Genomic DNA, 25,223 nt, shown 5'->3' on the forward strand with positions numbered 1-25,223 from the left:
AAATGCAAGCGGTCATTTTTTACTGATTTTTTGCAATACAAAGATGCAAAATTTTTATAAAAAACGACCGCTTGTAAGGTTAATTATTTTTTCTCAAACGCTGATTTAATGGTCTGTAAGTCGGTTTTCATTTGCTCATAGCCACCCGGTGCTAAATATGATGCACCGCTTAAATAAACGACATTACCGTTTTTCCAAGCTTTAGTTTGGCGGATTAATTCATTATCTAATACTTGTTGAGCAGATTGTCCTTCTTGACCGATAGCCGCAATACGATCCAGCACAAATAACCAATCAGGATTTAACTTTTGAATAAATTCAAATGAAATCGGCTGACCGTGTCCTGCATTTTTAATGCTTGCATCCGCCATTGGAATACCTAAGTTCTCGTGAATCCAACTTAAACGATAACCTGAACCGAATGCTGAAATTTTACCACCGTTCACCAGAACAATAAGTCCATTTCCTTTATTTTTTACCGCATTTTTTGTTTGCTCAAGTAATGTATTAATTTCGGTTTTAAGTTTTTCAGCCTCAGCTTCTTTATTAAATAATTTGCCGAAAGAATCAATACGTTGTAACCCACTTTCGATGAGTTTATCGCCATTATCGGTCATATCAATGGTTTTTGAGATTTGACTTACCTCATCAAATTTTTTTGCACTGCGAGTACCTACAATGATTAAATCAGGTTGTAAGCTATGCAAGGCTTCTAAATTTGGCTCAAATAAAGTACCGACATTAGTTGCTTTTTCAGCACTTGTTTTTAAATAAGGAATCACTTTAACCTCTGGCATAGCGTCAATTTTTACGCCTAAGGCTTGTAAAGTATCAAGGCTGCCTGTATCAAATACCGCAATTTTAGCCGGGCTTTCAGTAAAGGTAACATCGCCACGAGCAGTTGGAATGGTAACTTCTGCTCCAAATGCAGAGCCGGTAAATAATGCTATTGTGGTTAAAGTAAATAGTGCTTTTTTGAACATTGAACAACTCCCTGTTTTATTGAAAATAATTCTCAAATATTTTAGCTCAAATTTAAGCAATATAGAAGTTAAAACACTATTCAAGATAGTAAATTATGAATAGCTTTATCAGGTTATTTAACCTCAAGTTGGTTGAATTCTGCCATTACATCACATTTTAATTTGTAAATTTTTAGCGAAAAAAGACCGCTTGCTTATGCTAAAATAAACTAAATTTTTAGATAGGAACGATATGAGCAAACAGCACAAACCTTTTATTCTCCATTCTCCATTCAAACCTTCAGGCGATCAGCCGACGGCGATTGCCAAGCTAACGGAAGGCTTAAATGACGGCTTGGCTCATCAAACCTTGCTCGGTGTAACGGGCTCGGGGAAAACATTCACGATTGCGAATGTCATTGCACAACTTAATCGCCCTGCGATGGTACTTGCTCCAAATAAAACGCTCGCGGCTCAGCTTTATGCCGAGATGAAAGCCTTTTTCCCTGAAAATGCGGTGGAGTATTTCGTCTCCTACTATGACTACTACCAGCCTGAAGCTTATGTGCCGGCAAGTGATACCTTTATTGAGAAAGATGCCTCCATCAACGAGCAGATCGAGCAAATGCGGCTTTCCGCCACCAAATCTTTCTTAGAACGCCGAGATACCATTGTAGTTGCCTCCGTGTCTGCGATTTACGGCTTGGGTGATGTTGATGCCTATATGCAGATGATGTTGCATTTGCAAGTAGGAGCAATGATTGGGCAACGTGAAATTCTCACTCGCCTTGCCGAGTTACAATACACACGCAACGATCAGGCATTCCAGCGTTCAACCTTCCGTGTTCGTGGCGATGTGATTGATATTTACCCTGCCGAGAGTGATGAAGTGGCTTTAAGGGTTGAGTTGTTTGATGACGAAATCGAAAATCTCTCATTGTTTGACCCACTCACAGGGCATAGTTTAGGTAAAGTGCCTCGCTACACGATTTACCCGAAAACGCACTATGTTACGCCACGAGAACGAATTTTAGATGCGATTGAGCAGATTAAAGAAGAGCTTGCCGAACGCCGAACTTACTTTATTCAAGAAAATAAATTGCTGGAAGAGCAACGCATCGCTCAACGTACTCAGTTTGATATTGAGATGATGAACGAGCTAGGCTACTGCTCAGGCATTGAAAATTACTCACGCTATTTGTCTGGAAGAAAAGAGGGCGAAGCACCGCCGACTTTGTTTGATTATATGCCGACAGATGGTATTTTGGTGATTGATGAAAGCCACGTTACTGTGCCACAAATCGGTGGAATGTATCGGGGCGACCGAGCGAGAAAAGAAACTTTGGTACAGTATGGCTTCCGTTTGCCGTCTGCTCTTGACAACCGACCGCTTAAATTTGAAGAGTTTGAACGCCTTTCGCCACAGACGATCTATGTGTCGGCAACACCGGGAGCCTATGAATTAGAGAAAAATCCCGATGTTGTCGATCAGGTCGTTCGCCCAACAGGCTTACTCGACCCAATTATCGAAGTTCGCCCTGTTGTTACGCAAGTGGATGATTTACTTTCCGAAATTCACAAACGAGTGGCGGTGGACGAGCGAGTGCTGGTTACGACGCTCACAAAAAAAATGGCGGAAGATTTAACCGATTATTTAGATGAACACGGCGTACGAGTGCGTTATTTACACAGCGACATCGATACCGTAGAGAGAGTAGAGATCATTCACGATCTTCGTATGGGAATATTTGATGTGCTGGTCGGTATCAACTTACTGCGAGAAGGTTTGGATATGCCGGAAGTGTCGCTCGTGGCGATTTTAGATGCGGATAAAGAGGGCTTTTTACGTTCCGAACGCTCGCTTATCCAAACCATCGGACGAGCCGCTCGAAACCTCAACGGCAAAGCGATTTTATACGGCGACCGTATCACCAACTCAATGCAAAAAGCGATTACGGAAACCGAACGCCGCCGTGAAAAACAGATGAAATACAATGAAGAAAACGGCATTGTGCCACAAGCATTGAACAAAAAAGTCGGCGAGTTGCTTGATATTGGACAATCCGACAAACCAAAACGAGGCAAACAAGCGGTCAAAAAAGCCGAAAATGCTGCAAACGAATACAAACCAAAATCCCGTAAGGAATTAGAAAAAGAATTGAAAGTGTTAGAACAACAAATGCGGGAATTTGCAGCGAATTTAGAGTTTGAAAAAGCGGCTGCGGTAAGGGATAAAATTGGGCAGTTGAAGGCGTATTTATTGGAGGTTTAAATATGATTTCTCGTTCATTATTTTCAAAATTAATTTTATTTGCCAAAATTGTTATTTTCTCTCAACTTGTTTTTATGGCGGTTATCTGGATTGCTCACCACATTATGCAGGAGTACAGTAATCCGTTTGAGCGATTTGGTACTTTGTTCAATAATGTGTTTTGGACTTTTATTATTCCAGTGATGGTAAGTAGTACGGTGATTGTCTATAAAGGTTATACCCAAAAAGATGAAGATAAAGTATTTTGGATTTATATGGGGTTCTTTTTAATTTGGATTTTTGGTTTTATTTATTTTGAGCCGGCAGTTTATGATAAATCACTGAAAATTTCAGGTGCCGGATTTGCATCGATAATCCCTATTATTTGCTCGAAGTTATTGCCTAAGGAAACAAATAAAGAGTAGCCCTAAGATTCTTGTGAAGAAATCTGTTTTCTCGGAGGAAGAAAATGCTTTTTGATAGCCATATCCATCTCGATCAATTTTCCGATCAAGAAATTGCTGAAATTTTCCAACAACCTAATTTAAGTGGTGTGCTTGCGGTGGCAACTAATCTGAAAAGTTGTGAGAGGTTGTTGGCATTAAAAGATCAATATACCAATTTATATATCGCAGCCGGTTTTCATCCGGAACAGGCTTTGCCTGCTAAGTGTGAACTTGAACAACTTTTTGATTTTATTGTAAAAAATCATAAAAATTTGACCGCTTGTGGCGAAGTGGGACTGCCGCATTATCTGAAGCGGGAAAATCCGACATTAGATTATCAGCCTTATATTGTGTTGTTAGAACGCTTTATTGTGGCAAGCAAGCGGTATAATTTACCGTTAAATTTGCATATTGTGTATGAGGATACGGAAATTGCCCTTGAATTGCTGGCAAAACATCAAATTAAAAAAGCCCATTTCCATTGGTTTAAAGCAAGTAATGAAACGTTGGAAAAATTGCTTTTAACCCCTTATTTTGTTAGTCTTACGCCTGATATTTTGACTAACCCGAAAACGCAAAAAGTGGCTCAAGCGTTTCCGTTAGAACGGATTTTCATTGAAACAGATGCCCCTTGGCAGCACGAGGGATTTAAGCCTGTAGAAATTACTCAGCAACTCGTTGCCGTAATCAAAAGCTGGCGGAAATTAAGCGATTGCCAGAAAAAGTGGTGGTAGGGCAGATCAGTCAAAATATACATTCATTTTATCTCACTAAATAGAATTTATTAAATCTATGAAAAACCATCAACCAATTAAAGGGGCAGTTGCAATTATTACCGCAGGTGTGTTGTTTGCCTGCATTAATACGCTTATTCCAAAGCTGACTTCCATCTCGCCGATTGACTCTAGTGTGATTGCATTAGTGCAATATCTGATTGCGTTTGTGTTTCTTGTGCCAAGTATGAATAATGTCGGCTTTTTCTCATCATTAAAGACAGCCCATTTTGGGCAACATTGTTTTCGTATTTTTCTTTCCGCAATCGGTATTCAGTGTTGGACAATGGCATTAGCTAACCAATTACCGATTTGGCAGGGTATTGCGTTACTGATGACATCGCCACTCTTTGTTACCATCGGTTCCGGGTTATTTTTAAAAGAACACGTCGGCAAAAGACGCTGGGTTGCTACCGCACTTGGTTTTGTAGGTGCAATGATTATTTTAGAACCGTGGAGCGATAATTTTAACTTGATTGCATTATTACCACTTGCCGCAGCCTTTTTCTGGGCGGGCTATTCATTGATGGTTAAAAAACTTTCTCGTTATGACAGCCCAACAACAATGGTTGCTTATCTGTTTATCTTAATCACGCCCTTTAACTTGTTGATTGCTTTAACTAATCTTAGCCCAAGCGGATTTAGCCTTCCTTCGTGGAGTGATTTCGGCTTTTTAATTTTACTCGGTTTTTTAACCGCTCTCGCTCAATTAGCCGTAGCAAAAGCTTATAATTTAGCAGATGCCTCTTACATTCAGCCGTTTGATTTTATTAAATTGCCACTTAATGTTTTAGCTGGCTGGCTTGTTTTTAACTGGGTTCCACCGGGTAAATTATGGCTAGGAGCTGCCATTATTATTGCTGCAACAGTTTATATTACTTATGTGGAAGGAAAAGAAGCCGCTGTATAGATACAAGCGGTTAAATTTTTAACATTTTTTGCAATTTGCAAAACGTTCAGAAAATTTGACTGCTTGTTACCTTAAGGTGGACCAGAAACGGCTTTCGATAATCAAGTTGATGCTTTAGGCATAGAGGCTCGGCAGTTGCTACGGCGCTTAGCGTAGGCAAATTGCAGTTTTGTTGTTAGCTCGAGAATGCCAGTTTTACTTCCAAAGGGTAAGGTTTGCACTCTGTACGCGATCGTGGCAGATTTTACCGAGATTGAGTTTACTACCTAGCACGGTAGTGCCTTTGTAGCGTCTGTCGGTGTCACCAAGAATAAAGCGGCTTGATTGATAACCCAAGCGTTTGCCATTCCTATTGCTAGCCGAGGTGTAATTTGGGCTTACCGGGTTATAGCGGTAACTAAAAACTAGCCTCCGTTACTCTACTGTGGTTACACAACCCACAGCAATTTTTCTTTGTAAGCATAGACTTCAACCCAGAATAAACCCCTGTTAAAACAATATAGTTCAGACACCAAAGGCTTACGTTTTTTACCATATTCAAAGGCTGTGGCAAGTTGCCAATGAGGCGAAAGCCATTGAGTGTGTCAAGCTTAAGTCCATTTAGCCAACGTTCCGGGTTGGGGCGTGCAATATCAAGCTCCAAAAGCAGTATGAATACCCCTAATGATCGAGAAGTAAAATTCCCATTGGTAGAAAATACCAATAAGCAGCTGAGTATCTTCGGCATTGTGCAATATATGTGAGACGATTTTGCTCTCGAATTTTCTGGCAGAGTAGAGTGGTAGAAAAGTTACAAAGTAAACCTGTATTATAACCACTTTAAAAACTACATTTATAATGAAAATCTATTCCGTGAAAATCAGCTATTTATGCATCGTTATAATCAGGCAAAAGTGCGTTTTTACGGTGTAGAAGCTGAGGCTAGTTACCGCTTTAACGAGTAATATCAAGCCACAATTTTCGGCGATATGGTACGAGGCTAGCTCACAGGTTTACCGTTACTGAAAGTAAACAGAGATTAATCTGTATTCAAGGATTATCTACCAAAATTTCCTAATTTGTTGTTAAATAAACCAATCAATATTATTCCTTTATAAAAATATGGTTATTTATAAATAAGTTAGCATCTGTCAAGAGAAAAAGTAAAAATTTATTGGTTGATGTTTAGCTTTAAACACATTATCTTGTGTTTGCTTTCGATAAAAACACAATATGTAGTGTTTTGCTAAGGTATTTTTGTAAAGGGTTTAATTATGAATAAAAGTTTAATGGTAACAAAGCGTGATGGCAGACTTGAACAGCTCAATCTGGATAAAATCCACCGTGTGATTACTTGGGCTGCGGAGGGGTTAGATAATGTCTCCGTTTCGCAAGTGGAACTGCGTTCACAGATCCAATTTTATGAGGGCATTCGCACTGCCGATATTCACGAAACAATTATTAAGGCAGCAGCCGATTTAATCAGCAAGGAAACGCCAGACTATCAATATTTGGCAGCACGGTTGGCGATTTTTCATCTACGCAAAAAAGCTTATGGGCAGTTTGAACCACCGCATTTATATGTGCATGTTAAAAAGTTAGTTGCGCTTGGCAAATACGATGCGGATTTGCTGACGGCCTATAGCATGGAAGAGTGGGAGGCGATGAATGGCTTTATTGACCACTGGCGAGATATGACTTTTTCGTATGCAGCGGTAAAACAGTTGGAAGGGAAGTATTTGGTTCAGAACCGAGTTACTGGGGAGATTTATGAGTCGGCTCAGTTCTTGTATCTGTTAGTCGCAGCCTGTTTATTTTCTAAATATCCACCAAAACGCCGTTTAGATTATATTCGTCGTTTTTATGATGCGACTTCCACTTTTAAAATTTCTCTGCCAACGCCGATTATGTCAGGAGTAAGAACGCCTACCCGTCAATTTAGTTCCTGTGTGTTGATTGAGTGTGATGATAGCCTAGATTCTATCAATGCGACTTCTGCAGCAATTATAAAATATGTTTCTCAGCGGGCCGGTATCGGCATTAATGCCGGAGCAATTCGGGCATTAGGTAGTCCAATCCGTGCAGGGGAGGCATTTCATACAGGCTGTATTCCATTCTATAAACATTTTCAAACAGCGGTAAAGTCTTGCTCTCAAGGTGGTGTGCGAGGTGGAGCTGCCACAGTTTATTTTCCGATATGGCATTTAGAAGCGGAAAGCTTGATGGTATTGAAAAATAACCGTGGTGTGGAAGAAAACCGTGCCCGCCATATGGATTATGGGGTGCAGATTAATAAAATGATGTACCAGCGTTTAATTAAAGGTGGCGAGATTACTCTATTCAGCCCGTCAGATGTACCAGGGTTATATCAAGCATTTTTTGCTGATCAAGCCAAGTTCGAACAGCTTTATTTACAATATGAGCAAGACTCCAGCATTCGTAAACGCAAGGTAAAAGCGGTGGAACTATTTTCATTATTAATGCAAGAAAGGGCTTCAACCGGGCGGATTTACATTCAAAATGTCGATCACTGTAATACACATAGCCCGTTTGATCCTCGTGTTGCACCGATACGTCAATCTAATCTTTGTTTGGAAATTGCCTTGCCAACCAAACCGCTGGCACATTTTTATGATGAGCAGGGGGAGATTGCATTATGTACCTTATCCGCTTTTAATTTAGGTGCATTGAACGATTTAGATGAATTGGAAGAATTAGCAGATTTAGTTGTGCGCGCTTTAGATGCGTTGCTGGATTATCAGGATTATCCGGTATTAGCTGCTCGTAACAGCTCATTAAACCGCCGCTCGCTAGGTGTTGGGGTTATTAACTACGCCTACTATTTAGCTAAAAATCAGGTGCGTTATTCCGATGGCAGTGCCAATAATTTAACTCACCGCACTTTTGAAGCGATTCAATATTATTTATTAAAAGCTTCAATGAATTTAGCCAAAGAACGGGGGCGTTGTAGCTATTTTGACCAAACCACCTACGCCAAAGGGCTGTTACCTATTGATACTTATAAGAAAGAACTAGATGAATTAACCCGAGAGCCGCTTCATTATGATTGGGATCAGCTACGTCAGGATATTCTGCAATTTGGTTTGCGCAATTCCACTTTAACTGCCTTAATGCCATCGGAAACTTCCTCGCAAATTTCAAATGCCACCAACGGGATTGAGCCACCTCGAGGCTATATTAGTGTTAAAGCTTCAAAAGACGGAATTTTAAAACAAGTAGTGCCGGAGTATGAACGTTTGAAAACACATTATGAACTGCTTTGGGATATTCCAAATATGGATGGCTATTTACATTTGGTTGGTATTATGCAGAAATTTGTTGACCAAGCGATTTCTGCGAACACTAATTATGACCCAACCCGTTTTGCAGATGGCAAAGTGCCGATGAAGGTATTATTAAAAGATCTATTAACAGCGTATAAATATGGATTAAAAACCCTTTATTACCAAAATACCCGTGATGGAGCAGAAGATGTACAAGACGATCTAGATGAAGGCTGTGCTGGTGGTGCTTGTAAAATTTAATAAGAATAGAAATAAAGGAGAATAGCATGGCATATACTACGTTTTCACAACATAAAAATGATCAACTAAAAGAACCCATGTTTTTTGGACAAAATGTGAATGTGGCACGTTATGATCAACAAAAATATGAAATTTTTGAAAAACTGATTGAGAAACAACTCTCATTTTTCTGGCGACCGGAAGAAGTAGATGTATCGCAAGACCGTATTGATTATGCCCAACTTCCTGAACATGAAAAGCACATTTTTATTAGCAATTTAAAATACCAAACTTTGTTAGATTCTATTCAAGGAAGAAGCCCGAATGTGGCGCTTTTGCCGTTAGTTTCTATTCCTGAGCTGGAAACTTGGATTGAAACTTGGACATTTAGCGAAACGATTCATAGTCGCTCTTACACTCATATTATCCGCAATATAGTAAATGATCCTTCAGTAGTGTTTGATGATATTGTCACAAACGAAGAAATTATTAAGCGTGCCAAAGATATTTCAGCTTATTATGATGATTTGATTCGTGACAGCCAACTCTATAGTTTGTATGGTGAAGGTAGCTATCTGGTTGATGGAAAAACCTGTGAGGTCAGTTTGCGTAATCTAAAAAGGCAGCTTTATCTCTGTATGATGAGTGTAAATGCACTTGAAGCGATTCGTTTTTATGTTTCTTTTGCTTGCTCATTTGCTTTTGCGGAACGGCAGCTTATGGAGGGAAATGCTAAAATCATCAAATTTATTGCACGTGATGAAGCATTACATCTTACCGGTACACAACATATATTAAATATTATGGCTTATGGAAATGATGATACAGAAATGGCAGAAATTGCACGTGAATGTCGGCAGGAGGCCTATGAGCTATTTTTAAGTGCAGCTGAACAAGAAAAAGCTTGGGCAGAATATCTGTTTAAAGACGGCTCAATGATTGGGCTAAATCGGGATATTTTGGTGCAATATATTGAGTATATCACCAATATTCGTATGCAGGCTGTTGGGTTACCATTGCCATTTAAGGCTCGCTCCAACCCCATTCCGTGGATAAATGCGTGGTTAGTTTCAGATAATGTACAAGTAGCAGCACAAGAAGTGGAAGTGAGCTCTTATTTGGTTGGTCAGATTGATGCTAAAGTAGATAGCAGTGATTTTGGCGATTTTGAACTCTAGATTATGAATAAACAAGCGGTTGATTTTAAGTAATTTTTTGCAAATTGCAAAAAATAGGCAAATATGACCGCTTGTTGCTTCTTTAAGAAGTTAGTAAACTACGCTGGATTATCAATATCAATAAATTCTACGTCTAATCCATATTGCTGAGCAAGCCATTCGCCGAGAGCTTTTACGCCGTCTCGTTCGGTTGCGTGGTGTCCACAAGCGAAGTAGTAAATACCTTGCTCACGAGCTGAGTGGGTGGTTTGTTCGGAAATTTCACCGCTTATAAAAGCATCACAACCTTTTTCAAAAGCAAGATCAATGTAGCCTTGCCCGCCACCAGAGCAAATGCCGATTTTTTTAATCAATTTTTGTGGCGATGAAGTAAACTCATCACACAAAATAACGGTGCGTTGTAACGTTTTTTCAAGTTTCTGTTTTAGTTCTTCGGCAGAAATTGGTGTTTCTAATTCGCCACACATTGGAATAGAGTTTTGGTTCTCTTCTAAACCTTGTAAATTGATTACGCCCAGATGCTTCGCTAGCTGAGCGTTATTGCCTAATTCTGGGTGGATATCAAGTGGTAAATGGTAGCCGAATAAGTTAATTTCATTCACTAATAATTGTTTAATGCGTTTACCTTTCATACCTCGAATGCACGGGTTTTCGCTTTTCCAAAAATAACCGTGATGGACTAAAATCGCGTCTGCATTTTTCTCAATTGCTTTTTCAATCAGAGGGAGTGAGGCAGTTACGCCGGTAATGATTTTTTTGATTTCTTTTTTGCCTTCAACTTGTAAGCCGTTTGGGGCGTAGTCATTAATTGCAGAGCTATTTAGTTTTGTGTTGAGAATGTGTTCTAGTTCAATGTTGGTTATTGTCATTGGTTTTTCCTTTTTATTCTGTAAATAAGCGGTAAAATTTTACAAAAATCTTACCGCTTGTGAAATTATTTATTACTCTTGAGCAAGAGCTGTAATCGGATTGAGCCTTGAAGCATTGCGAGCAGGAATATAGCCAAATACAATGCCGATAAGGGTAGAGCAGAGTACTGCAATAATGACGGATTCCGGCGAAAGAATCATTTTAAAGTTTGAGCCTAAACTATTGAATGCCCAAATAATGCCACTTGCCAATAAAATACCAATTACGCCACCAATCAAGCAAATTACTACGGCTTCAATTAAAAATTGTTGCAAAATATTGCGTTGTTTGGCTCCAATTGCCATTCTCACGCCGATTTCTCGGGTACGTTCCGTCACTGAGACTAACATAATATTCATTACACCAATACCGCCTACAATCAATGAAATAAGGGCAATAGAAGAAATAAGTAATGTCATCGTATTCGTGGTATCAGTAATGGTTTGTTTAATGCTATCACTGTTAATAATAAAGAAATCTTTTTTGCCATGTCGGGCTATGAGCAGTTCGGTAATGCTTTTTTCTGCGGTTTGGCTTTCGACATTATCTTTAATTTTAACCGTGAGAGAATCAATCTGCTTCGCCCCTGAAACACGTTGCATAATCGTACTATAAGGCGACCAAAGGGTCAGGCTGGTTTGATTCATTGCATTGGCTTGTTGAGCCACGCCAATAATCTGAAGCGGTTTTTTATCCACTAAAATAATTTCACCTTCCACCGGATTAGGTAAGCCTAAATCTTTTTGTGTGTTAGGGTCGATCACAATCACTTGAGCAACATTTTTCACCTCTTCAGCCGTGAAAAAACGCCCTGAAATCAGTTTCAGCCCTTTTACGTCCATAAATTCTTCGCCAACACCACGCACAGAGCCAGTTACCGCAGTATTACCATAAATTAAGGTTGCATTCACATTACTTGATGGTGTTGTGCTTTCAACATAATTTTGTCGGCTTAATGTTAACGCATCACTAATCGTTAGGTTTTTAGTGAGATTTGCTCGTCGGTCGCCAAAGCCTGTGCCGTTGAGAATATCCATTGTATTTGTACCTAAACTATTGATATTCGCTAAAATTTGCTGCTGTGAGCCTTGCCCTAATGCAACAACGGAAATAACAGAGGCAATGCCGATAATAATGCCAAGCATTGTGAGCAACGCTCGCATTTTATGAGCTAAGATAGCACTGCTTGCCATTTTGAAAGACTCAATTAATTGGTCAAAAAAACGTGGTTGTTTGTGGGGTGTTTTATTAAGTTTAAGCTCCGTTGAATAAGGTTTTGGGCGTTCATCTCGAATAATTTCACCATCTTTAATTTCAACCACACGACTGGCTTGAGCGGCGATGTTAGGATCGTGCGTAACCATAATGATGGTATGACCTTCTTGGTGCAGATCTCGTAAGATTTCCAGCACCGTTTCACCACTTTTGGAATCTAATGCTCCTGTAGGTTCATCGGCTAAAATAATTTCGCCACCGTTCATTAATGCACGAGCAATACTCACACGTTGCTGTTGCCCACCTGATAGTTCATTCGGGCGATTACGTGTTTTATCATCTAATCCCAGTTTAGCTAATAAATTATCGGCACGTTGTTTGCGAGATGTGGTATCCATACCTGCATAAATAGCAGGTAGAGCCACATTTTCATTGGCGGTAAGAGCAGGCAATAGATTATAGCGTTGGAAAATAAAGCCGAATTTACGTTGGCGTAGGTCAGAAAGCTCATCAGCGGTCATTTGCTGAGTTTCTTTGCCTGAAATACGGCAAATACCTGAACTTGCGGTATCTAAACAACCGATGATATTCATCAAAGTGGATTTGCCGGAGCCTGATGCCCCAATGATCGCAACAAAATCACCTTGTTCTATGATAAGGTTAATATTTTTTAAAATATGGGCTTGGTTTTCTCCCAAGCCGAAATATTTATTTAGATTTTCAATCTCGATTAAATTCATACAAGCGGTCGTTTTTCTCATAAATTTTACAAATTTAGGAATGTTGTGCCCAAAGCGGAATAGCTAATTCTACCTTTAGACCACCCATATCGCTTTTTGTTAAATGAATATCACCTTGATGTTGTTGTACCGCATTATGCACAATAGATAAGCCTAAACCTGTGCCGCCTGTTTCTCTCGTTCTGGCTTCATCTACACGGTAAAAAGGCTTTAAAATATTTTCATATTCATTCTCTGGCACACCTTGACCGTCATCTTCAACAATTAAAATCAATTTTTCATCTTGAATATTCATTGTAAGAGAGATGATTTGATTGGCATACTTTTGAGCATTTCGGACTAAATTTTCTAATGCACTAGCAAGGGAATCCTGAGATCCATTAATAGAATAGAGTGCCGGATTTTCAATATTTTGTTTAACAATAAGAACAATATTATTTTGTGAAGTTTCAAATTTAGCATCTTCAATAACATCTTGCCAGATTTCATTAATTTTAAATATTTTCTTATGAATTTGATAATTCAGTTTTTGTCGAGAAATGACGAGTAAATCTTTGATCATTTGGTCAAGTTTACCAATTTCATTTTCAATTCGATTAATTTCAGGAAGCTCTCCTGCTGTGCGACGTAAAATAGCAGTTGCTAATTGCAATCTTGCTAAAGGGGTTTTTAGCTCGTGAGAAACGTCAGAAATCATTCTCTGTTGTTGTTCAGTTAAGTCTTTTAAACTTGTTACCATATGATTAAAGCTTTTTCCAACCTCTCTTATTTCATAAATTCCCTCTTTTTCAAGTTTAGGATTAGGCTCTAAATGTCCAGTGGCAATAGCATTAGCAGAAGCGGTTAGATTTTGAACTGGTTTGGTGATTTTAAAGGATAACAACACCAATAATGGCATACCTAAAAACAAGAGTATTAATGTTATTAATAATGGAGAGTCTAAAATTGTATTTAGCCATTCTTGTTGAGCATCTACAGCTTTAATAAAATATTGATTATAAGTATGAGTACTAGAATGCACAACAAATGGTCCATATATTTCAATATTTTCAAAACGGCGTTGCAAAGGCTCTTTAGTTTGTTGAGATTGATAGATAAAGAATTGTAATGATTTAATATTACTTTGGTTTACGCCACTTAAATTTCCAGTCTCTTTATCTTCTAAAATAACATCGTAACCATTAGCTGTTTCAACAGATAAGTTTCGTTCAAAAACTTCATCTAAATTTAAACTTTGCTCGGTTTCAAGACTTTCATTTTTAAAATAGAACTGGTCTTTTTGCGAAATAGGTGAAAATTTTCTTGAATCAAATTTATCAATATTAAAAGTAATTATAATAAATAAGCTAAGCAATAAACCGTAATAAGTAACAAGTTTATAGGCTAAGCGTTTTCTAAGGTTTAAATATTTTTTAAATAAATTTGGCATATATAATAGTAAAATGTAAAAATCCCTAAAATAATTTTTATTTAGGGATTCGGAAAATATTATTCAGTTACTAATAAGTAACCTTTTCCTCTTAATGTTTTAAACCAAGGTAAACCATCTTTTCGTTCTGGTAATTTTTTACGAAGGTTAGATATATGCATATCAATAGCACGATCGTAAGGCGTTAATTGTTTGCCTAAAACTTCTAAACTTAAAACTCTCTGGATAAAATTTGACCTGGGCTACGCATTAAAAGTTGTAATAATGCAAATTCTGTACCTGTTAAGTCTAAATCATTACCTTGGTAGGATGCTTGTTGGCGACCTGAGTGTAATTGTACCCCTGCAAATTGTAGTAATTTAGAAGCAGTTTCAGTTACACCGGTTTCAATTTGACTGTTATCTACTTGAAGTTGTTGGGGAACAGTGCGTCTTAAAATAGCCCTTATTCTAGCCACTAGCTCACGATCATTAAAGGGTTTAGGTAGATAATCATCAGCACCTAATTCTAAACCTAAAATACGATCAATTTGGTCATCTCTCGCACTTAACATTAAAACAGGTAATACATATTTTTGTCTTATTCGTTTTAATGTTTCTACGCCATTCAATACAGGCATCATCACATCTAATAATATTAAATCATATTGATTAGTCTCTAATTCATTTAAACCTTCTTGACCATTATGAGCTACTTTTACTTGAAATCCTTCTAATGAGAGCAGCTCTGTTAATAATTCAGTCAGTTCAATATCATCATCTATTAATAAGATTTTTGACATAGCCTAATTCCTATAGATTATTTTGTTATAAGTGATAATTGTCCATTATTATAGCAAGCAAAACAAATTATTCTACTGTTTTTATTTGATGCCAAATCGCATCTAATTCAGCTAATTTACACTCATTTACAGTTCTTCCTGTATTTTTAACTACTTGTTCGATTTTTCTAAAGCGTTTTTCAAATTTAAGATTGGCATTTCGTAAATTTTCTTCAGCATTAGTATGATAATGACGACATAAATTTACAATTGCAAATAATAAATCCCCTAATTCTTCAGCCAATTCTTTGGAGCGATTTGGATATTGAGCCATTTCTGCTTTTACTTCATCAAGTTCTTCTTCTACTTTTTCTAACACCTCTTGCGGATTATCCCAATCAAAACCGACTTTTGAACAACGCTTTTGTAATTTATTGGCACGAGTAAGAGCGGGTAAAGCAAAAGGGAGATCATCCAATATAGATTCTTGGTTACGATGTTTTTCATCATTCGCTTTTTGTGCTTCCCAGCTTTTTAACGCCTCTTCACTATTTTCTGCTTTTACATCACCAAAAACGTGAGGATGGCGGTAAATCAGTTTATCGTGAATATCGTTTACAACATCATCAAAGGTAAAAGAGCCTTCTTCTTTTGCTAGTTGGCTTAAGAAAACAACTTGCAGTAATAAATCGCCCAATTCTTCTCTTAGAGCAGAACGATCTTGAGTATGGATAGCTTCAGCAACTTCATAGGTTTCTTCTAATAAATGGGGAAGCATAGTGTCGAAGTTCTGCTTTAAATCCCACGGGCAGCCGTGTTCTGGGTGGCGAAGTTGGTTCACGACTTCAAGAAATTGTTCGATAGTAGCCATATTTTTCCTTATTACAAGCGATCGATTTTTACCCAAATTTTACAAATTCTAGCATAATAACTTTCTTTTCGCTTATAATATGACGATTTTTTAGCAACCAAGGATATAAAATGGCAGTGGAAAAATTAACCAAAAAACGTTTGATTCAAATTGTTATAATGCTTGTTATTCTTCTGATTGCGTTTTTTTATCGTACTTATGCACACAGTTAGTGATCTGATATGTCAATAAAACATATCAAAAAGCCATAAATTGTGCTTTAATAGCAAGAATTTTATTTATCCCACAACTCAATCCAGAAGGACTAAAAATGAGCTGGTTAGACAGAATTTTAGGTAGAGATTCATCTTCATCAAGTACTGCAAAATCAAAGATCCCTGAAGGGGTTTGGACGAAATGTGCAAGTTGTGAACAGGTTCTCTATAGTGAAGAATTACAACGTAATCAATATGTATGTCCGAAATGTGATCATCATATGCGTATTGATGCACGTACCCGTTTATTGAATTTATTAGACAAAGATTCAGCAGTTGAACTTGCCGCCGATTTAGAGCCGCAAGATGTGTTGAAGTTTAAAGATCTGAAAAAATATAAAGATCGTTTAACCGCTGCTCAAAAACAGACAGGCGAGAAAGACTCTTTCATCGTCCTTTCCGGCACGTTACACAATATGCCGGTGGTAACTGCGTCATTCAACTTTGAATTTATGGGTGGCTCAATGGGTTCTGTGGTTGGGGCGAAATTTGTGAAAGCGGCAGAAAAAGCGTTAGCGGAAAAAATTCCGTTTATCTGTTTCTCGGCGTCGGGTGGTGCTCGTATGCAAGAGGCGTTATTCTCGTTAATGCAAATGGCAAAAACCAGTGCGATTTTGGCGAAAATGAAAGAGCAGGGTGTGCCGTTTATTTCGATATTAACCGACCCAACTTTAGGCGGTGTTTCTGCAAGTCTTGCAATGTTGGGCGATATTAATATCGCTGAGCCAAAAGCTTTAATCGGTTTTGCCGGCCCTCGTGTTATTGAGCAAACCGTGCGTGAAAAATTGCCGGAAGGCTTCCAACGTGCTGAGTTTTTATTAGAGCACGGAGCGATTGATATGATCGTTCCTCGTAAAGAGATGCGTGATACCTTAGCTCGCCTTTGTGCGAAATTAACCAATCAACCAACACCGTTTAAAGTAGCGGAATTAGTGGTTGAAGACGTTGCATAACCTTGAATAATGAAGTTTTAATGAACACATTAATAACCCCTAAAGCCACGGATTCTTTGGAAACGTGGCTTTCCTATTTAGAAAATGCCCATTCCAAACCGATTGATATGGGCTTGGAACGCATCACCCAAGTGGCAAAAGAGCTAGACTTGCTCAATCCTGCCCCTTATGTCATCACAGTTGCCGGCACAAACGGCAAAGGTTCAACCTGCCGATTGCTGGAAGTAGCTCTGCTAAAAGCCGGTTTTAAAGTCGGCGTGTTTTCCTCTCCACACTTAATCCGCTACAACGAGCGTGTGCGAGTGAATGGTGAATTATTACCTGATGCAGATCACATTCGTTCATTTGCAAAAATTAACGAAAAAAAGACCGCTTCACTCAGCTATTTTGAGTTCAGCACGCTCTCAGGCTTGGATTTATTCAAGCAAAATAATCTTGATATTGTGATTTTGGAAGTAGGCTTAGGCGGTCGCTTAGATGCCACTAACATTGTTGAGCCAAACCTGGCGATTATTACCTCCATCGACATCGACCACGTCGCATTTCTTGGCGATAACCGTGAAGATATCGGGCGGGAAAAAGCAGGCATTTTCCGTGCGAATACTCCTGTCATTATCGGTGAACCGGATTGCCCAAATTCGATTAAAGAAATCGTCAATTCGTTAAATTGTCACGCTTTTTATCGAGGTAAGGATTGGCATTTTGACATTCAAAATAATCTGTTCCAATGGCGTTCTGAAGCCAAATCTTTCGTAGATTTACCGTTGCCGTTAATTCCGATTCCCAATGCTGGCACGGCATTGGCAGCGTTAATGCAACTGCCGTTTGAAATTGATGATCAAATTATTCGAGAAGCCTTTCTTGAGGCTCAAATGACAGCTCGTTTCCAAACGCTAACAGACAAAGATTTTGCAAATTTTTCAAAAAATAGACCGCTTGCCAAAGTGATTATTGATGTGGGGCATAATCCGCACGCTGCCCGTTATTTGGCTGAACGCTTAAATGAGCTAAAACGCCCAAATCAGCACATTTATGCGGTGTTTAGTGCCTTAGAAGATAAGGATTTATCCGGCATTGTTGAGCCGTTGGAAAGCGTGATTGATGAATGGCATTGTGCCGGTTTGGATTGCTGGCGAGGGCAGAGCGGCGAGGCAGTCCAGACCAAACTTGCAAAAGTATTACCAAATTCTACCGCTTGTAGTTATGAAACCGTGCCTGAAGCCAGCCTTGCGTTGTTTGAAAACGCAACCGAGCAAGATATTGTGCTGGTCTTTGGTTCATTCCATACTGTCGCGGATTTTATGCTTTGGTTAGACAAATAATCAAATTTGAAGCAAAAATAAAGGCGAACCTAATGTTCGCCTTTTGTTTTTTACTCAATTAAAGCACTTTCACAATCGCATCTGCTAATGCTTCAATATTTTTGCTGGTGATGCCTGCCACGTTAATTCGACCTGAACGCACCGCATAAATTGCGAATTCATCTTTTAGTCTGTCCACTTGTTCCGGCGTTAAACCGCTGAAAGAGAACATACCGTTTTGTTCGTTGATGAATGAGAAATCTTTGTTTGCGCCTTTCTCTTTCAATAATTGCACCAACTTCGCACGCATCTCTTTAATGCGGTTACGCATTTCATCTAACTCTTCAATCCATAATGCTTTCAGTTCAGGATCGGCTAACGCCACCGCGACCGCACTTGCACCGTGGGCTGACGGGTTAGAGTAAAGCACACGAATAATTGATTTAATTTGTGTGAATGCACGGTTTGCATCATCAGCGTTATCTGCAATTAAGGTAAATGCCCCAACACGCTCGTTGTATAAACCGAAGTTTTTCGAGAATGAGCTTGCCACCAATAATTCACGGTTGTTTTTCACAAATGCACGTAAGCCGTAAGCATCTTCTTCCAAGCCGTTTGCAAAGCCTTGATAAGCGAAGTCGAACAACGGCAACCAGCCTTTTTCTGCCGATAATGCGGCTAATTGCTCCCATTGTGCAGGAGTTGGGTCGATACCGGTCGGGTTGTGGCAGCAGCCGTGGAGTAATACCACATCGCCTGCTTCCGCTTGGCTTAAGTCTGCGATTAAGTTATCCCAATCTAAACCGTTGGTCTCTTTGTTGTAGTAACGGTAGCCTTTCACATTAATGCCGACCGCTTCAAAAATAGCGTTGTGGTTCGGCCACGTTGGGGTGGAGATCCAAACATTTTTCGCCGAAGTGTGGCGTTTCACAAATTCTGCCGCAATACGCAATGCCCCTGTTCCACCTAAACTTTGAGCAGTTTTCGCACGCCCTGAGGTAATCACTTCCGCATTTTCGCCGAATAATAATGTTTGTGTTGCGGCATTAAAAGCTTGTACGCCGTCAATGGTTAAATAGGTTTTGGTGGTTTCGTTTTCTAATAAGCGTTTTTCTGCTTCTTTTACTGCTTTAACGATTGGGGTTTTGCCCTCATCGGTCATATAAACACCGATTCCAAGATTGATTTTACCTTCACGGGTGTCGGCTTTGAATGCTTCGCCCAAACCTAAAATTGGGTCTGCCGGTGCTGCTTGAATATGACTGAACATTGACATTGGAAATCCTCTTAACAATTAAAAAACAACAGTGAATTTATACGGCTAAATGGAAAATTTAGCAAGAGGGAAAGCATAAAAAAATTAAGTTAATCCATAAATTATTTTAATGATTTACACTTTTTAAGTATGTTTTCACAATTTCCCGATACTTTTCAATTTCTACTTTTGAATATTTTTTCTGATGTTCGTTAAAAACAGCAAGTGAGTTCAGCATTTGCGGAGTAGATAAATATAAACGTTTTAAACTAATATAAACAGCAGGCAAGGCTCGCTTTCCATTTGCAAATGCGGTTAAATTTTGCCAATCACGCTCATCTAAAGAGATTTCTACAAGCGGTTGAAATTGCTCGAAATTTTGCAATTCCTCACAAATTTCCGTGAAAAACGGTTGAAGAGCGAAATCTCTGGCAAAAGCTTGGGTAGCTCGTTGGCTAAATTGTTTGCCTTGCTGCGAAATCGGGTAAATCATCATTGCACTGCGGTAGCCACTACTTGCTTCTTTATTCGGTGTAATTTGCACCAGCCGGAAACCGCAAGCATACCAAAAACGATAGAGTGGAGCAGTCAGCCCAAAGCTGACCGAGAGAAAATCAAGCGGTGGTTTTTTATCTGCATTTTGCAAAATAAAGTCAGAAATTAACCGCTTGCCAATGCCTTGATTTTGCCATTCAGGCTGAACCGCAATACGGGAAATCCGTACCGAACGTAATTGACACGCCTGTGGCAGATTGCCTTGAAAGCAGAGATATTGAGCCACCAAATTTCCTTGAGGACGACGTTCGCCTAACCAAATGGCTTGCGTGAGATTTTCATCTAAATTGCCTTCATTTACCGCCCAAATACCACCGATAAGCTGATTATCTTGATATTTTGGATACAAAATTTGCTGCTCGCCATCAAACAATCGGCGTAGATCCGTTGGGGTGGTTTTGTAGTGGGCGGTGGCGAGCAGGTTGTAAAAGGCAATTTGGTTAGCAATATTTGTTGATTGTAAGGGCGAATTGCAATTCACCCCTACGATATCATCATTTAACAATAGCAATTCACCCACAAATTGCTCAAGCGGGTCATTCTCTCTCCACCGTAACGGTTGAGATAATGTCCAGTGTTTGGATGGCTTATTTAACATCTTCGGCAATTTAAGCTCAAACCCTCGCCCTGTGCCTTCATAGTTTTGCGTAGTCGTGGTTAAAATGACTTTGTCAAAATAATCACAAAGAGTCTTTAGGAGCGGCAAAGGTAAGCTGGCGGCTTCATCAATAAATAGCCATTGATTAGGGGAAATGCTTTTGTTTTTGACTCTCTCAATTAAATTATCAGGAGCGAAAAATGGGATTTGTTGCACGGCAGAACGCCAAAAACTCGGAAGAGCAGATAAAGAGCGAGCGGTAATCAATACATTGTGCTGTTTCGCTAGTTCTGTAGCAAGCAAACCTGCTAAAGTGGATTTCCCACGTCCACGAGGGGCAGTAATTAGATGGATATTAGCATTATCAAGCGGCAGATTTTGCAAAATATTTTGCTGTTCTTCCGTTAATTTGTCAATTTTTGAGGAAATTTGACCGCTTGTTATTGGCAATTCAGCAAGGTTATCGCTAATTTCAAAACCAAATTTTTCCACTAATTGTTTAAAATGCTGATAGAAATTCGGGCAGGCAATAGCGTGATTTTCGTTCCAACGTAACGCATCGAAATCTAATTCGTGTTCTAAATTATTCCACTGAGGGCAAAGCAAAAATAAAGTACCGTTTTCTTGAATTGTGCCGGCAAGAATGGCAAATGCCTCAAGATGAAAATTGATGCCGTTTTCCGCCCGCATATCATAAATGGCGAAAGGGTATTCGTTACCTAATATGGATTTGGCGTTGGAAAAATGAATAGCTTTAAAAGAGTGATTTTCAGGAATGTAAAAATAGCCTTGTTGAGCAAGGCTAAAAGTGTGTGGATTTGTAAGAATAACTAGCGAACGCATTGTTTTATTTAAATTTTCTCTGAAATATACGGATCTTCATAGCCTAATGCTTGCATAATTTCCGTTTCAAGGCTTTCCATTTCAACCGCTTCACCTTCTTCAATATGGTCGTAACCGAGTAAATGAAGTGTGCCGTGAATAGCGAGATGAGCCCAATGAGCTTCTAAAGGTTTTTGTTGTTCTTCAGCTTCTTTTTCCATCACTTGACGGCAGATAATTAAATCGCCTAATAATGGCATTTCAATGCCTTCTGGTACTTCAAATGGGAAAGAAAGCACGTTGGTCGGTTTATCTTTTCCTCGATAGGTTAAATTCAGCTCGTGGCTTTCTGCTTCATCCACAATACGAATGGTGATTTCACTTTCGGGGAAATCGTCTGTTTTGGCTTCAACCGCTAGGGCTTTATGTACCCAAGTATAAAATTGTTGTTCGCTTGGTAAGTTTTCGCTGTTTTCACAGGCGATCTGCAAATCAATATATAAATTTTCCATTTTTATCCTTTGCTAATTATTGCCATTTTTCGACCGCTTGTTGATCGCTCTCACGCCCTTCAATCCAACGTTCTCCCTCTTGAGTTTGCTCACGTTTCCAAAATGGAGCTCGGGTTTTGAGATAGTCCATAATAAATTCATTGGCGTGGTAGGCATCGCCTCGATGAGCCGAGCTTACCCCCACCAACACAATTTCATCGCCGGTGTGGAGTTGCCCGATACGGTGGATAACCGCAACACGTTGAATATCCCAACGGGTACGAGCTTCATCTACAATTTCTTGTAGGGCTTTTTTCGTCATTGCAGGGTAGTGTTCGAGATATAAACCTGAAACATTATCTCCCAAATTCATTTCTCGTACTTTACCGATAAAAAGCGTGGTGGCTCCAACAGAATGATGTTCGCTTAACCAACGGTAAATATGGTTTTGGTCAAATTCGGTTTCTTGCACTTCAATTAAGGTAGAGTTCATTTAGCCCCCTGTTACCGGTGGGAAAAAGGCGACTTCATCACCATCTTTAATCGGGCTGTCTAGTGGGGATATGGTTTGATTGATTGCCACTAATAATTTACCTTTTTCTAACGCAAGTTGCCATTTTTTGCCTTGCTGGCTTAAATGTTCACGCAGTTCTTCTGCCGTAGTGAAATTGGCTTGCACTTCTAACATATCGGTTGCGACAAGTTCACGCACTTGAGCGAAAAATAATACTTTAATCAACGTTGAAATCTCCTGATTTACCGCCGCTTTTATGTAATAGGCGAACATTTTCAATTACCATATCTTTTTGCACGGCTTTGCACATATCATAAATAGTCAGAGCGGCTACGCTGGCAGCGGTTAAGGCTTCCATTTCCACACCTGTTTTCCCGGTGAGTTTGCAAAGCGATTCAATGCGAACTTGGTTGGTTTCAGGTAACGCTTCAAGCTGCACTTCCACTTTAGAAAGCAGTAATGGGTGGCAAAGCGGAATGAGTTCCCACGTTCTTTTTGCTGCTTGAATCCCTGCGATACGGGCGGTGGCAAAAACATCGCCTTTATGATGATTGCCGCTGATGATCATCTGCAAGGTTTCCGGGTTCATTCGTACATAAGCTTCGGCACGTGCAACACGGACGGTTTCTTGTTTCATCGAAACATCAACCATATTAGCTTCGCCGTTTTGGTTGATGTGGGTGAAGTTGTTCATTTATTTTGTCTCTTTAAATTTAGGTAAAAAATTAATATCGTAGGTTTTTCTGTTACTTTCTTTGCTTGTGCAAAGAAAGTAACCAAAGAAAGCACACCCTACTTCACCGCTGTCTTCGCTTTATTTGAATTTGCTTGACGGAAAAATTGAAAACTCGCCAACTTCGTTGGCTCAAACACTCAATTTTTCCTACAAATTCAAAGTCGCTCAGGCGGTTCAGAAGGGAACCCGTTGGAGCGTTACAAGCGGTTAAATTGAACTAAAAATTTGCACAAACGCTTGCGTTTGAACGTCGGCTTTGCCGACGGCACGAAGTGCGAGCGTAGCGAGTAAAAAATCGTGATAAATGCACCGCTTGCCCGTCTGAGCGACTTGCGATTTCTAGGAAAATCTGTACTGTTTGAGCCGCTTGCGGCGAGTTTACAAATTTTCCGTGAAAGAAATCGCAACCAAGCGAAGTTCGGGTCGCCTTTCTTTTGGTTACTTTTCTTTGGCGAAGCAAAGAAAAGAAAAGTAACAGAAACAACGCTTGGTGGTTGTTATCCACCGATACTGGATAAATTATTCCTCACCCCACTATCTCCAATATGCAAATAGTGGTGTTCTCGTTTACCTTGTAAAGCTGATTTCAAGCGAGTTTCAAGCTGTAATTGTTGATCGTCTGACTGCAATAAATCCCGAATATCAATCCCTTCTTCGCCAAATAAGCAGAGGTGTAATTTGCCTAAGGCAGACACTCGCAGGCGATTGCACGAGGCACAGAAATTCTTTTCATAAGGCATAATCAAACCGATTTCGCCTTTGTAATCTGGGTGGGATAACACTTTAGCCGGACCATCGGATATTCCTTTTGGTTGTAGCTGCCAGCCTTCTCTGAACAAACGCTCCATCACAGATTGCCCTGAAAGGTGCTGCTCTTTGAAAAAGCTGTCCATTTCGCTGGTTTCCATCAGCTCAATAAAACGCATTTGAATCGGTTTATCTTTAATCCACGCTAAAAATTTATCTAACTCGTGGGCGGTGTATTGTTTCATTAACACAGCATTGACTTTGATTTTTTTATAGCCAATTTCAAAGGCTTTATCAATGCCGTTTAAAATGGATTGCAGCTTGTTTTCGCCTGTAATCAGTTGAAATTGTCGAGTATCTAAACTATCAACACTCACGTTAATATCGGTAATACCGGCTTGCTGCCAGAGTTCAACATCACGCTCCATTCGGTAGCCGTTAGTGGTTAAGGCGACTTTGCGAATGCCAGCAGTTTGTGAAAGGGTATGAGCAATTTCGGCAAAATCTTTGCGTAAAGTCGGCTCTCCGCCTGTAATACGGATTTTCTCTGTACCTAGATTAGCAAAGGCTTTAGCGATACGTTGGATTTCGTCCACTTTCAGAAATGTCTGCTTATGCGAAGGCGGTTTATAACCATCAGGCAAGCAGTAATTACAACGGAAGTTGCAAACATCGGTAATGGATAATCTCAAATAGGTATATTGACGCTGAAAGCGATCAACAAGCCCGGAAATATCATTACCCACGTTTTTAATTGGGATAATAGATTGCATTTGACACCTTTCTAAACACGAGAGGACAACCCATTTCTAAGTTATCCTTTGAACAGCTGAATCACAAAGCTGTTACTGGCATAAATTCCATATCAAAAATTTGTCTTTAATTTTTAGAGTTAGGAAATAATGCTCGGAGTCTTAAATAAAATTGGTTTTATTGTAGGGGGAGAATGCTGATTAAGCAAGAGGTATATAGTGGTATATTTTAAGCTCAGATCATAACTAAATCAGGTTGGTTTGATTTATATCATTTTTTTGAATAGGTAATTTTGTT

At 39.4% G+C, this 25,223-nt stretch carries 19 protein-coding genes, 4 pseudogenes and 1 riboswitch; of the genes and pseudogenes, 10 read left to right on the forward strand and 13 right to left on the reverse strand.

Annotated elements, in window-relative coordinates; all coding sequences use genetic code 11:
* Positions 1–83 precede the first annotated feature (83 nt).
* Positions 84–983: a siderophore ABC transporter substrate-binding protein gene (locus X781_RS05835; protein WP_025235955.1), complete on the reverse strand. Its 900-nt coding sequence runs from the start codon at positions 981–983 to the stop codon at positions 84–86.
* Positions 984–1,215: 232 nt separating this feature from the next.
* Between X781_RS05835 and uvrB the strand changes: the two genes are divergently transcribed.
* From uvrB to nrdB, 8 genes and pseudogenes are all read left to right on the forward strand, one after another.
* Positions 1,216–3,234, forward strand: a complete 2,019-nt coding sequence (gene uvrB / locus X781_RS05840) for an excinuclease ABC subunit UvrB (RefSeq protein WP_025235956.1) — start codon at positions 1,216–1,218, stop codon at positions 3,232–3,234.
* A gap of 2 nt (positions 3,235–3,236) precedes the next feature.
* Positions 3,237–3,638, forward strand: coding sequence for a hypothetical protein (locus X781_RS05845; RefSeq protein ID WP_025235957.1), 402 nt, complete (start codon positions 3,237–3,239; stop codon positions 3,636–3,638).
* 44 nt (positions 3,639–3,682) lie between these two features.
* A pseudogene (locus X781_RS05850) lies at positions 3,683–4,437 on the forward strand (TatD family hydrolase).
* A gap of 14 nt (positions 4,438–4,451) precedes the next feature.
* On the forward strand, positions 4,452–5,342 hold the full coding sequence (locus tag X781_RS05855) for a DMT family transporter (RefSeq protein WP_025235959.1): 891 nt from the start codon (positions 4,452–4,454) through the stop codon (positions 5,340–5,342).
* A gap of 401 nt (positions 5,343–5,743) precedes the next feature.
* Positions 5,744–5,870: pseudogene (locus tag X781_RS12655) on the forward strand (surface lipoprotein assembly modifier); the annotation flags it as partial.
* A 90-nt stretch (positions 5,871–5,960) separates the two neighbouring features.
* Positions 5,961–6,361, forward strand: a pseudogene (locus X781_RS12000) (TonB-dependent receptor); the annotation flags it as partial.
* A gap of 234 nt (positions 6,362–6,595) precedes the next feature.
* The gene (nrdA, locus tag X781_RS05860) at positions 6,596–8,866 is read left to right on the forward strand and encodes a class 1a ribonucleoside-diphosphate reductase subunit alpha (RefSeq protein WP_025235960.1); all 2,271 of its coding nucleotides are present in this window, start codon (positions 6,596–6,598) and stop codon (positions 8,864–8,866) included.
* Between the two features lie 26 nt (positions 8,867–8,892).
* Positions 8,893–10,023 carry a class Ia ribonucleoside-diphosphate reductase subunit beta gene (gene nrdB / locus X781_RS05865; RefSeq protein WP_025235961.1) on the forward strand — a complete coding sequence of 377 codons (1,131 nt, stop codon included), beginning with the start codon at positions 8,893–8,895 and terminating at the stop codon, positions 10,021–10,023.
* 98 nt (positions 10,024–10,121) lie between these two features.
* On the opposite strand, the gene X781_RS05870 is transcribed toward nrdB, so the two are convergent.
* The 5 genes and pseudogenes from X781_RS05870 to mazG form a co-directional block, all read right to left on the reverse strand.
* Positions 10,122–10,892: a Nif3-like dinuclear metal center hexameric protein gene (locus tag X781_RS05870; protein ID WP_025235962.1), complete on the reverse strand. Its 771-nt coding sequence runs from the start codon at positions 10,890–10,892 to the stop codon at positions 10,122–10,124.
* 72 nt (positions 10,893–10,964) lie between these two features.
* A complete protein-coding gene (locus X781_RS05875; protein ID WP_025235963.1) occupies positions 10,965–12,887 on the reverse strand; it encodes a MacB family efflux pump subunit in 1,923 nt (640 codons plus the stop codon).
* A 34-nt stretch (positions 12,888–12,921) separates the two neighbouring features.
* On the reverse strand, positions 12,922–14,316 hold the full coding sequence (cpxA, locus tag X781_RS05880) for an envelope stress sensor histidine kinase CpxA (protein WP_025235964.1): 1,395 nt from the start codon (positions 14,314–14,316) through the stop codon (positions 12,922–12,924).
* A 59-nt stretch (positions 14,317–14,375) separates the two neighbouring features.
* Positions 14,376–15,097: pseudogene (locus tag X781_RS05885) on the reverse strand (response regulator).
* Between the two features lie 67 nt (positions 15,098–15,164).
* A complete protein-coding gene (gene mazG, locus X781_RS05890; RefSeq protein WP_025235965.1) occupies positions 15,165–15,947 on the reverse strand; it encodes a nucleoside triphosphate pyrophosphohydrolase in 783 nt (260 codons plus the stop codon).
* A 310-nt stretch (positions 15,948–16,257) separates the two neighbouring features.
* Between mazG and accD the strand changes: the two genes are divergently transcribed.
* Both accD and folC read left to right on the forward strand, forming a co-directional pair.
* Positions 16,258–17,154 (forward strand): acetyl-CoA carboxylase, carboxyltransferase subunit beta, encoded by an 897-nt coding sequence (gene accD / locus X781_RS05895; RefSeq protein WP_025235966.1) that lies wholly within the window; start codon positions 16,258–16,260, stop codon positions 17,152–17,154.
* Positions 17,155–17,174: 20 nt separating this feature from the next.
* On the forward strand, positions 17,175–18,476 hold the full coding sequence (gene folC, locus X781_RS05900; RefSeq protein ID WP_025235967.1) for a bifunctional tetrahydrofolate synthase/dihydrofolate synthase: 1,302 nt from the start codon (positions 17,175–17,177) through the stop codon (positions 18,474–18,476).
* 58 nt (positions 18,477–18,534) lie between these two features.
* Here folC and X781_RS05905 read toward each other — a convergent pair whose 3' ends face one another.
* The 7 genes from X781_RS05905 to moaA form a co-directional block, all read right to left on the reverse strand.
* Positions 18,535–19,731 (reverse strand): amino acid aminotransferase, encoded by a 1,197-nt coding sequence (locus tag X781_RS05905; RefSeq protein ID WP_025235968.1) that lies wholly within the window; start codon positions 19,729–19,731, stop codon positions 18,535–18,537.
* Between the two features lie 106 nt (positions 19,732–19,837).
* The gene (locus X781_RS05910; protein ID WP_038643941.1) at positions 19,838–21,706 is read right to left on the reverse strand and encodes a GNAT family N-acetyltransferase; all 1,869 of its coding nucleotides are present in this window, start codon (positions 21,704–21,706) and stop codon (positions 19,838–19,840) included.
* Positions 21,707–21,714: 8 nt separating this feature from the next.
* Entirely contained in the window at positions 21,715–22,197 is a 483-nt protein-coding gene (gene ybeY / locus X781_RS05915) for an rRNA maturation RNase YbeY (RefSeq protein WP_025235969.1), read from the reverse strand.
* A 16-nt stretch (positions 22,198–22,213) separates the two neighbouring features.
* Complete coding sequence (moaE, locus tag X781_RS05920; RefSeq protein ID WP_025235970.1) at positions 22,214–22,669, reverse strand: molybdopterin synthase catalytic subunit MoaE; 456 nt, start codon at positions 22,667–22,669, stop codon at positions 22,214–22,216.
* Positions 22,670–22,915, reverse strand: coding sequence for a molybdopterin synthase sulfur carrier subunit (gene moaD, locus X781_RS05925; RefSeq protein ID WP_025235971.1), 246 nt, complete (start codon positions 22,913–22,915; stop codon positions 22,670–22,672). It abuts the gene before it with no gap.
* Positions 22,908–23,384, reverse strand: a complete 477-nt coding sequence (moaC, locus tag X781_RS05930; protein WP_025235972.1) for a cyclic pyranopterin monophosphate synthase MoaC — start codon at positions 23,382–23,384, stop codon at positions 22,908–22,910. Before moaC ends, moaD begins: the two co-directional genes overlap by 8 nt.
* A 539-nt stretch (positions 23,385–23,923) precedes the next feature.
* On the reverse strand, positions 23,924–24,946 hold the full coding sequence (gene moaA / locus X781_RS05940) for a GTP 3',8-cyclase MoaA (RefSeq protein WP_025235974.1): 1,023 nt from the start codon (positions 24,944–24,946) through the stop codon (positions 23,924–23,926).
* Positions 24,935–25,097, reverse strand: a riboswitch (molybdenum cofactor riboswitch). Its footprint overlaps the gene before it by 12 nt.
* Positions 25,098–25,223: the final 126 nt, after the last annotated feature.

Source organism: Mannheimia sp. USDA-ARS-USMARC-1261 (assembly GCF_000521605.1).
Classification (GTDB): domain Bacteria; phylum Pseudomonadota; class Gammaproteobacteria; order Enterobacterales; family Pasteurellaceae; genus Mannheimia; species Mannheimia indoligenes.

Excerpts from the sequence above, each read along its gene's own strand:
- mazG (WP_025235965.1), bottom strand. The coding sequence starts at position 15,947 with ATGGCTACTATCGAACAATTTCTTGAAGTCGTGAACCAACTTCGCCAC.
- moaA (WP_025235974.1), bottom strand. The coding sequence starts at position 24,946 with ATGCAATCTATTATCCCAATTAAAAACGTGGGTAATGATATTTCCGGG.
- accD (WP_025235966.1), top strand. The coding sequence starts at position 16,258 with ATGAGCTGGTTAGACAGAATTTTAGGTAGAGATTCATCTTCATCAAGT.
- moaC (WP_025235972.1), bottom strand. The coding sequence starts at position 23,384 with ATGAACAACTTCACCCACATCAACCAAAACGGCGAAGCTAATATGGTT.
- moaE (WP_025235970.1), bottom strand. The coding sequence starts at position 22,669 with ATGAACTCTACCTTAATTGAAGTGCAAGAAACCGAATTTGACCAAAAC.
- nrdB (WP_025235961.1), top strand. The coding sequence starts at position 8,893 with ATGGCATATACTACGTTTTCACAACATAAAAATGATCAACTAAAAGAA.
- ybeY (WP_025235969.1), bottom strand. The coding sequence starts at position 22,197 with ATGGAAAATTTATATATTGATTTGCAGATCGCCTGTGAAAACAGCGAA.
- X781_RS05835 (WP_025235955.1), bottom strand. The coding sequence starts at position 983 with ATGTTCAAAAAAGCACTATTTACTTTAACCACAATAGCATTATTTACC.
- X781_RS05875 (WP_025235963.1), bottom strand. The coding sequence starts at position 12,887 with ATGAATTTAATCGAGATTGAAAATCTAAATAAATATTTCGGCTTGGGA.
- X781_RS05905 (WP_025235968.1), bottom strand. The coding sequence starts at position 19,731 with ATGTCAATGTTCAGTCATATTCAAGCAGCACCGGCAGACCCAATTTTA.
- X781_RS05855 (WP_025235959.1), top strand. The coding sequence starts at position 4,452 with ATGAAAAACCATCAACCAATTAAAGGGGCAGTTGCAATTATTACCGCA.
- cpxA (WP_025235964.1), bottom strand. The coding sequence starts at position 14,316 with ATGCCAAATTTATTTAAAAAATATTTAAACCTTAGAAAACGCTTAGCC.
- X781_RS05845 (WP_025235957.1), top strand. The coding sequence starts at position 3,237 with ATGATTTCTCGTTCATTATTTTCAAAATTAATTTTATTTGCCAAAATT.
- X781_RS05910 (WP_038643941.1), bottom strand. The coding sequence starts at position 21,706 with ATGCGTTCGCTAGTTATTCTTACAAATCCACACACTTTTAGCCTTGCT.
- uvrB (WP_025235956.1), top strand. The coding sequence starts at position 1,216 with ATGAGCAAACAGCACAAACCTTTTATTCTCCATTCTCCATTCAAACCT.
- folC (WP_025235967.1), top strand. The coding sequence starts at position 17,175 with ATGAACACATTAATAACCCCTAAAGCCACGGATTCTTTGGAAACGTGG.
- X781_RS05870 (WP_025235962.1), bottom strand. The coding sequence starts at position 10,892 with ATGACAATAACCAACATTGAACTAGAACACATTCTCAACACAAAACTA.
- nrdA (WP_025235960.1), top strand. The coding sequence starts at position 6,596 with ATGAATAAAAGTTTAATGGTAACAAAGCGTGATGGCAGACTTGAACAG.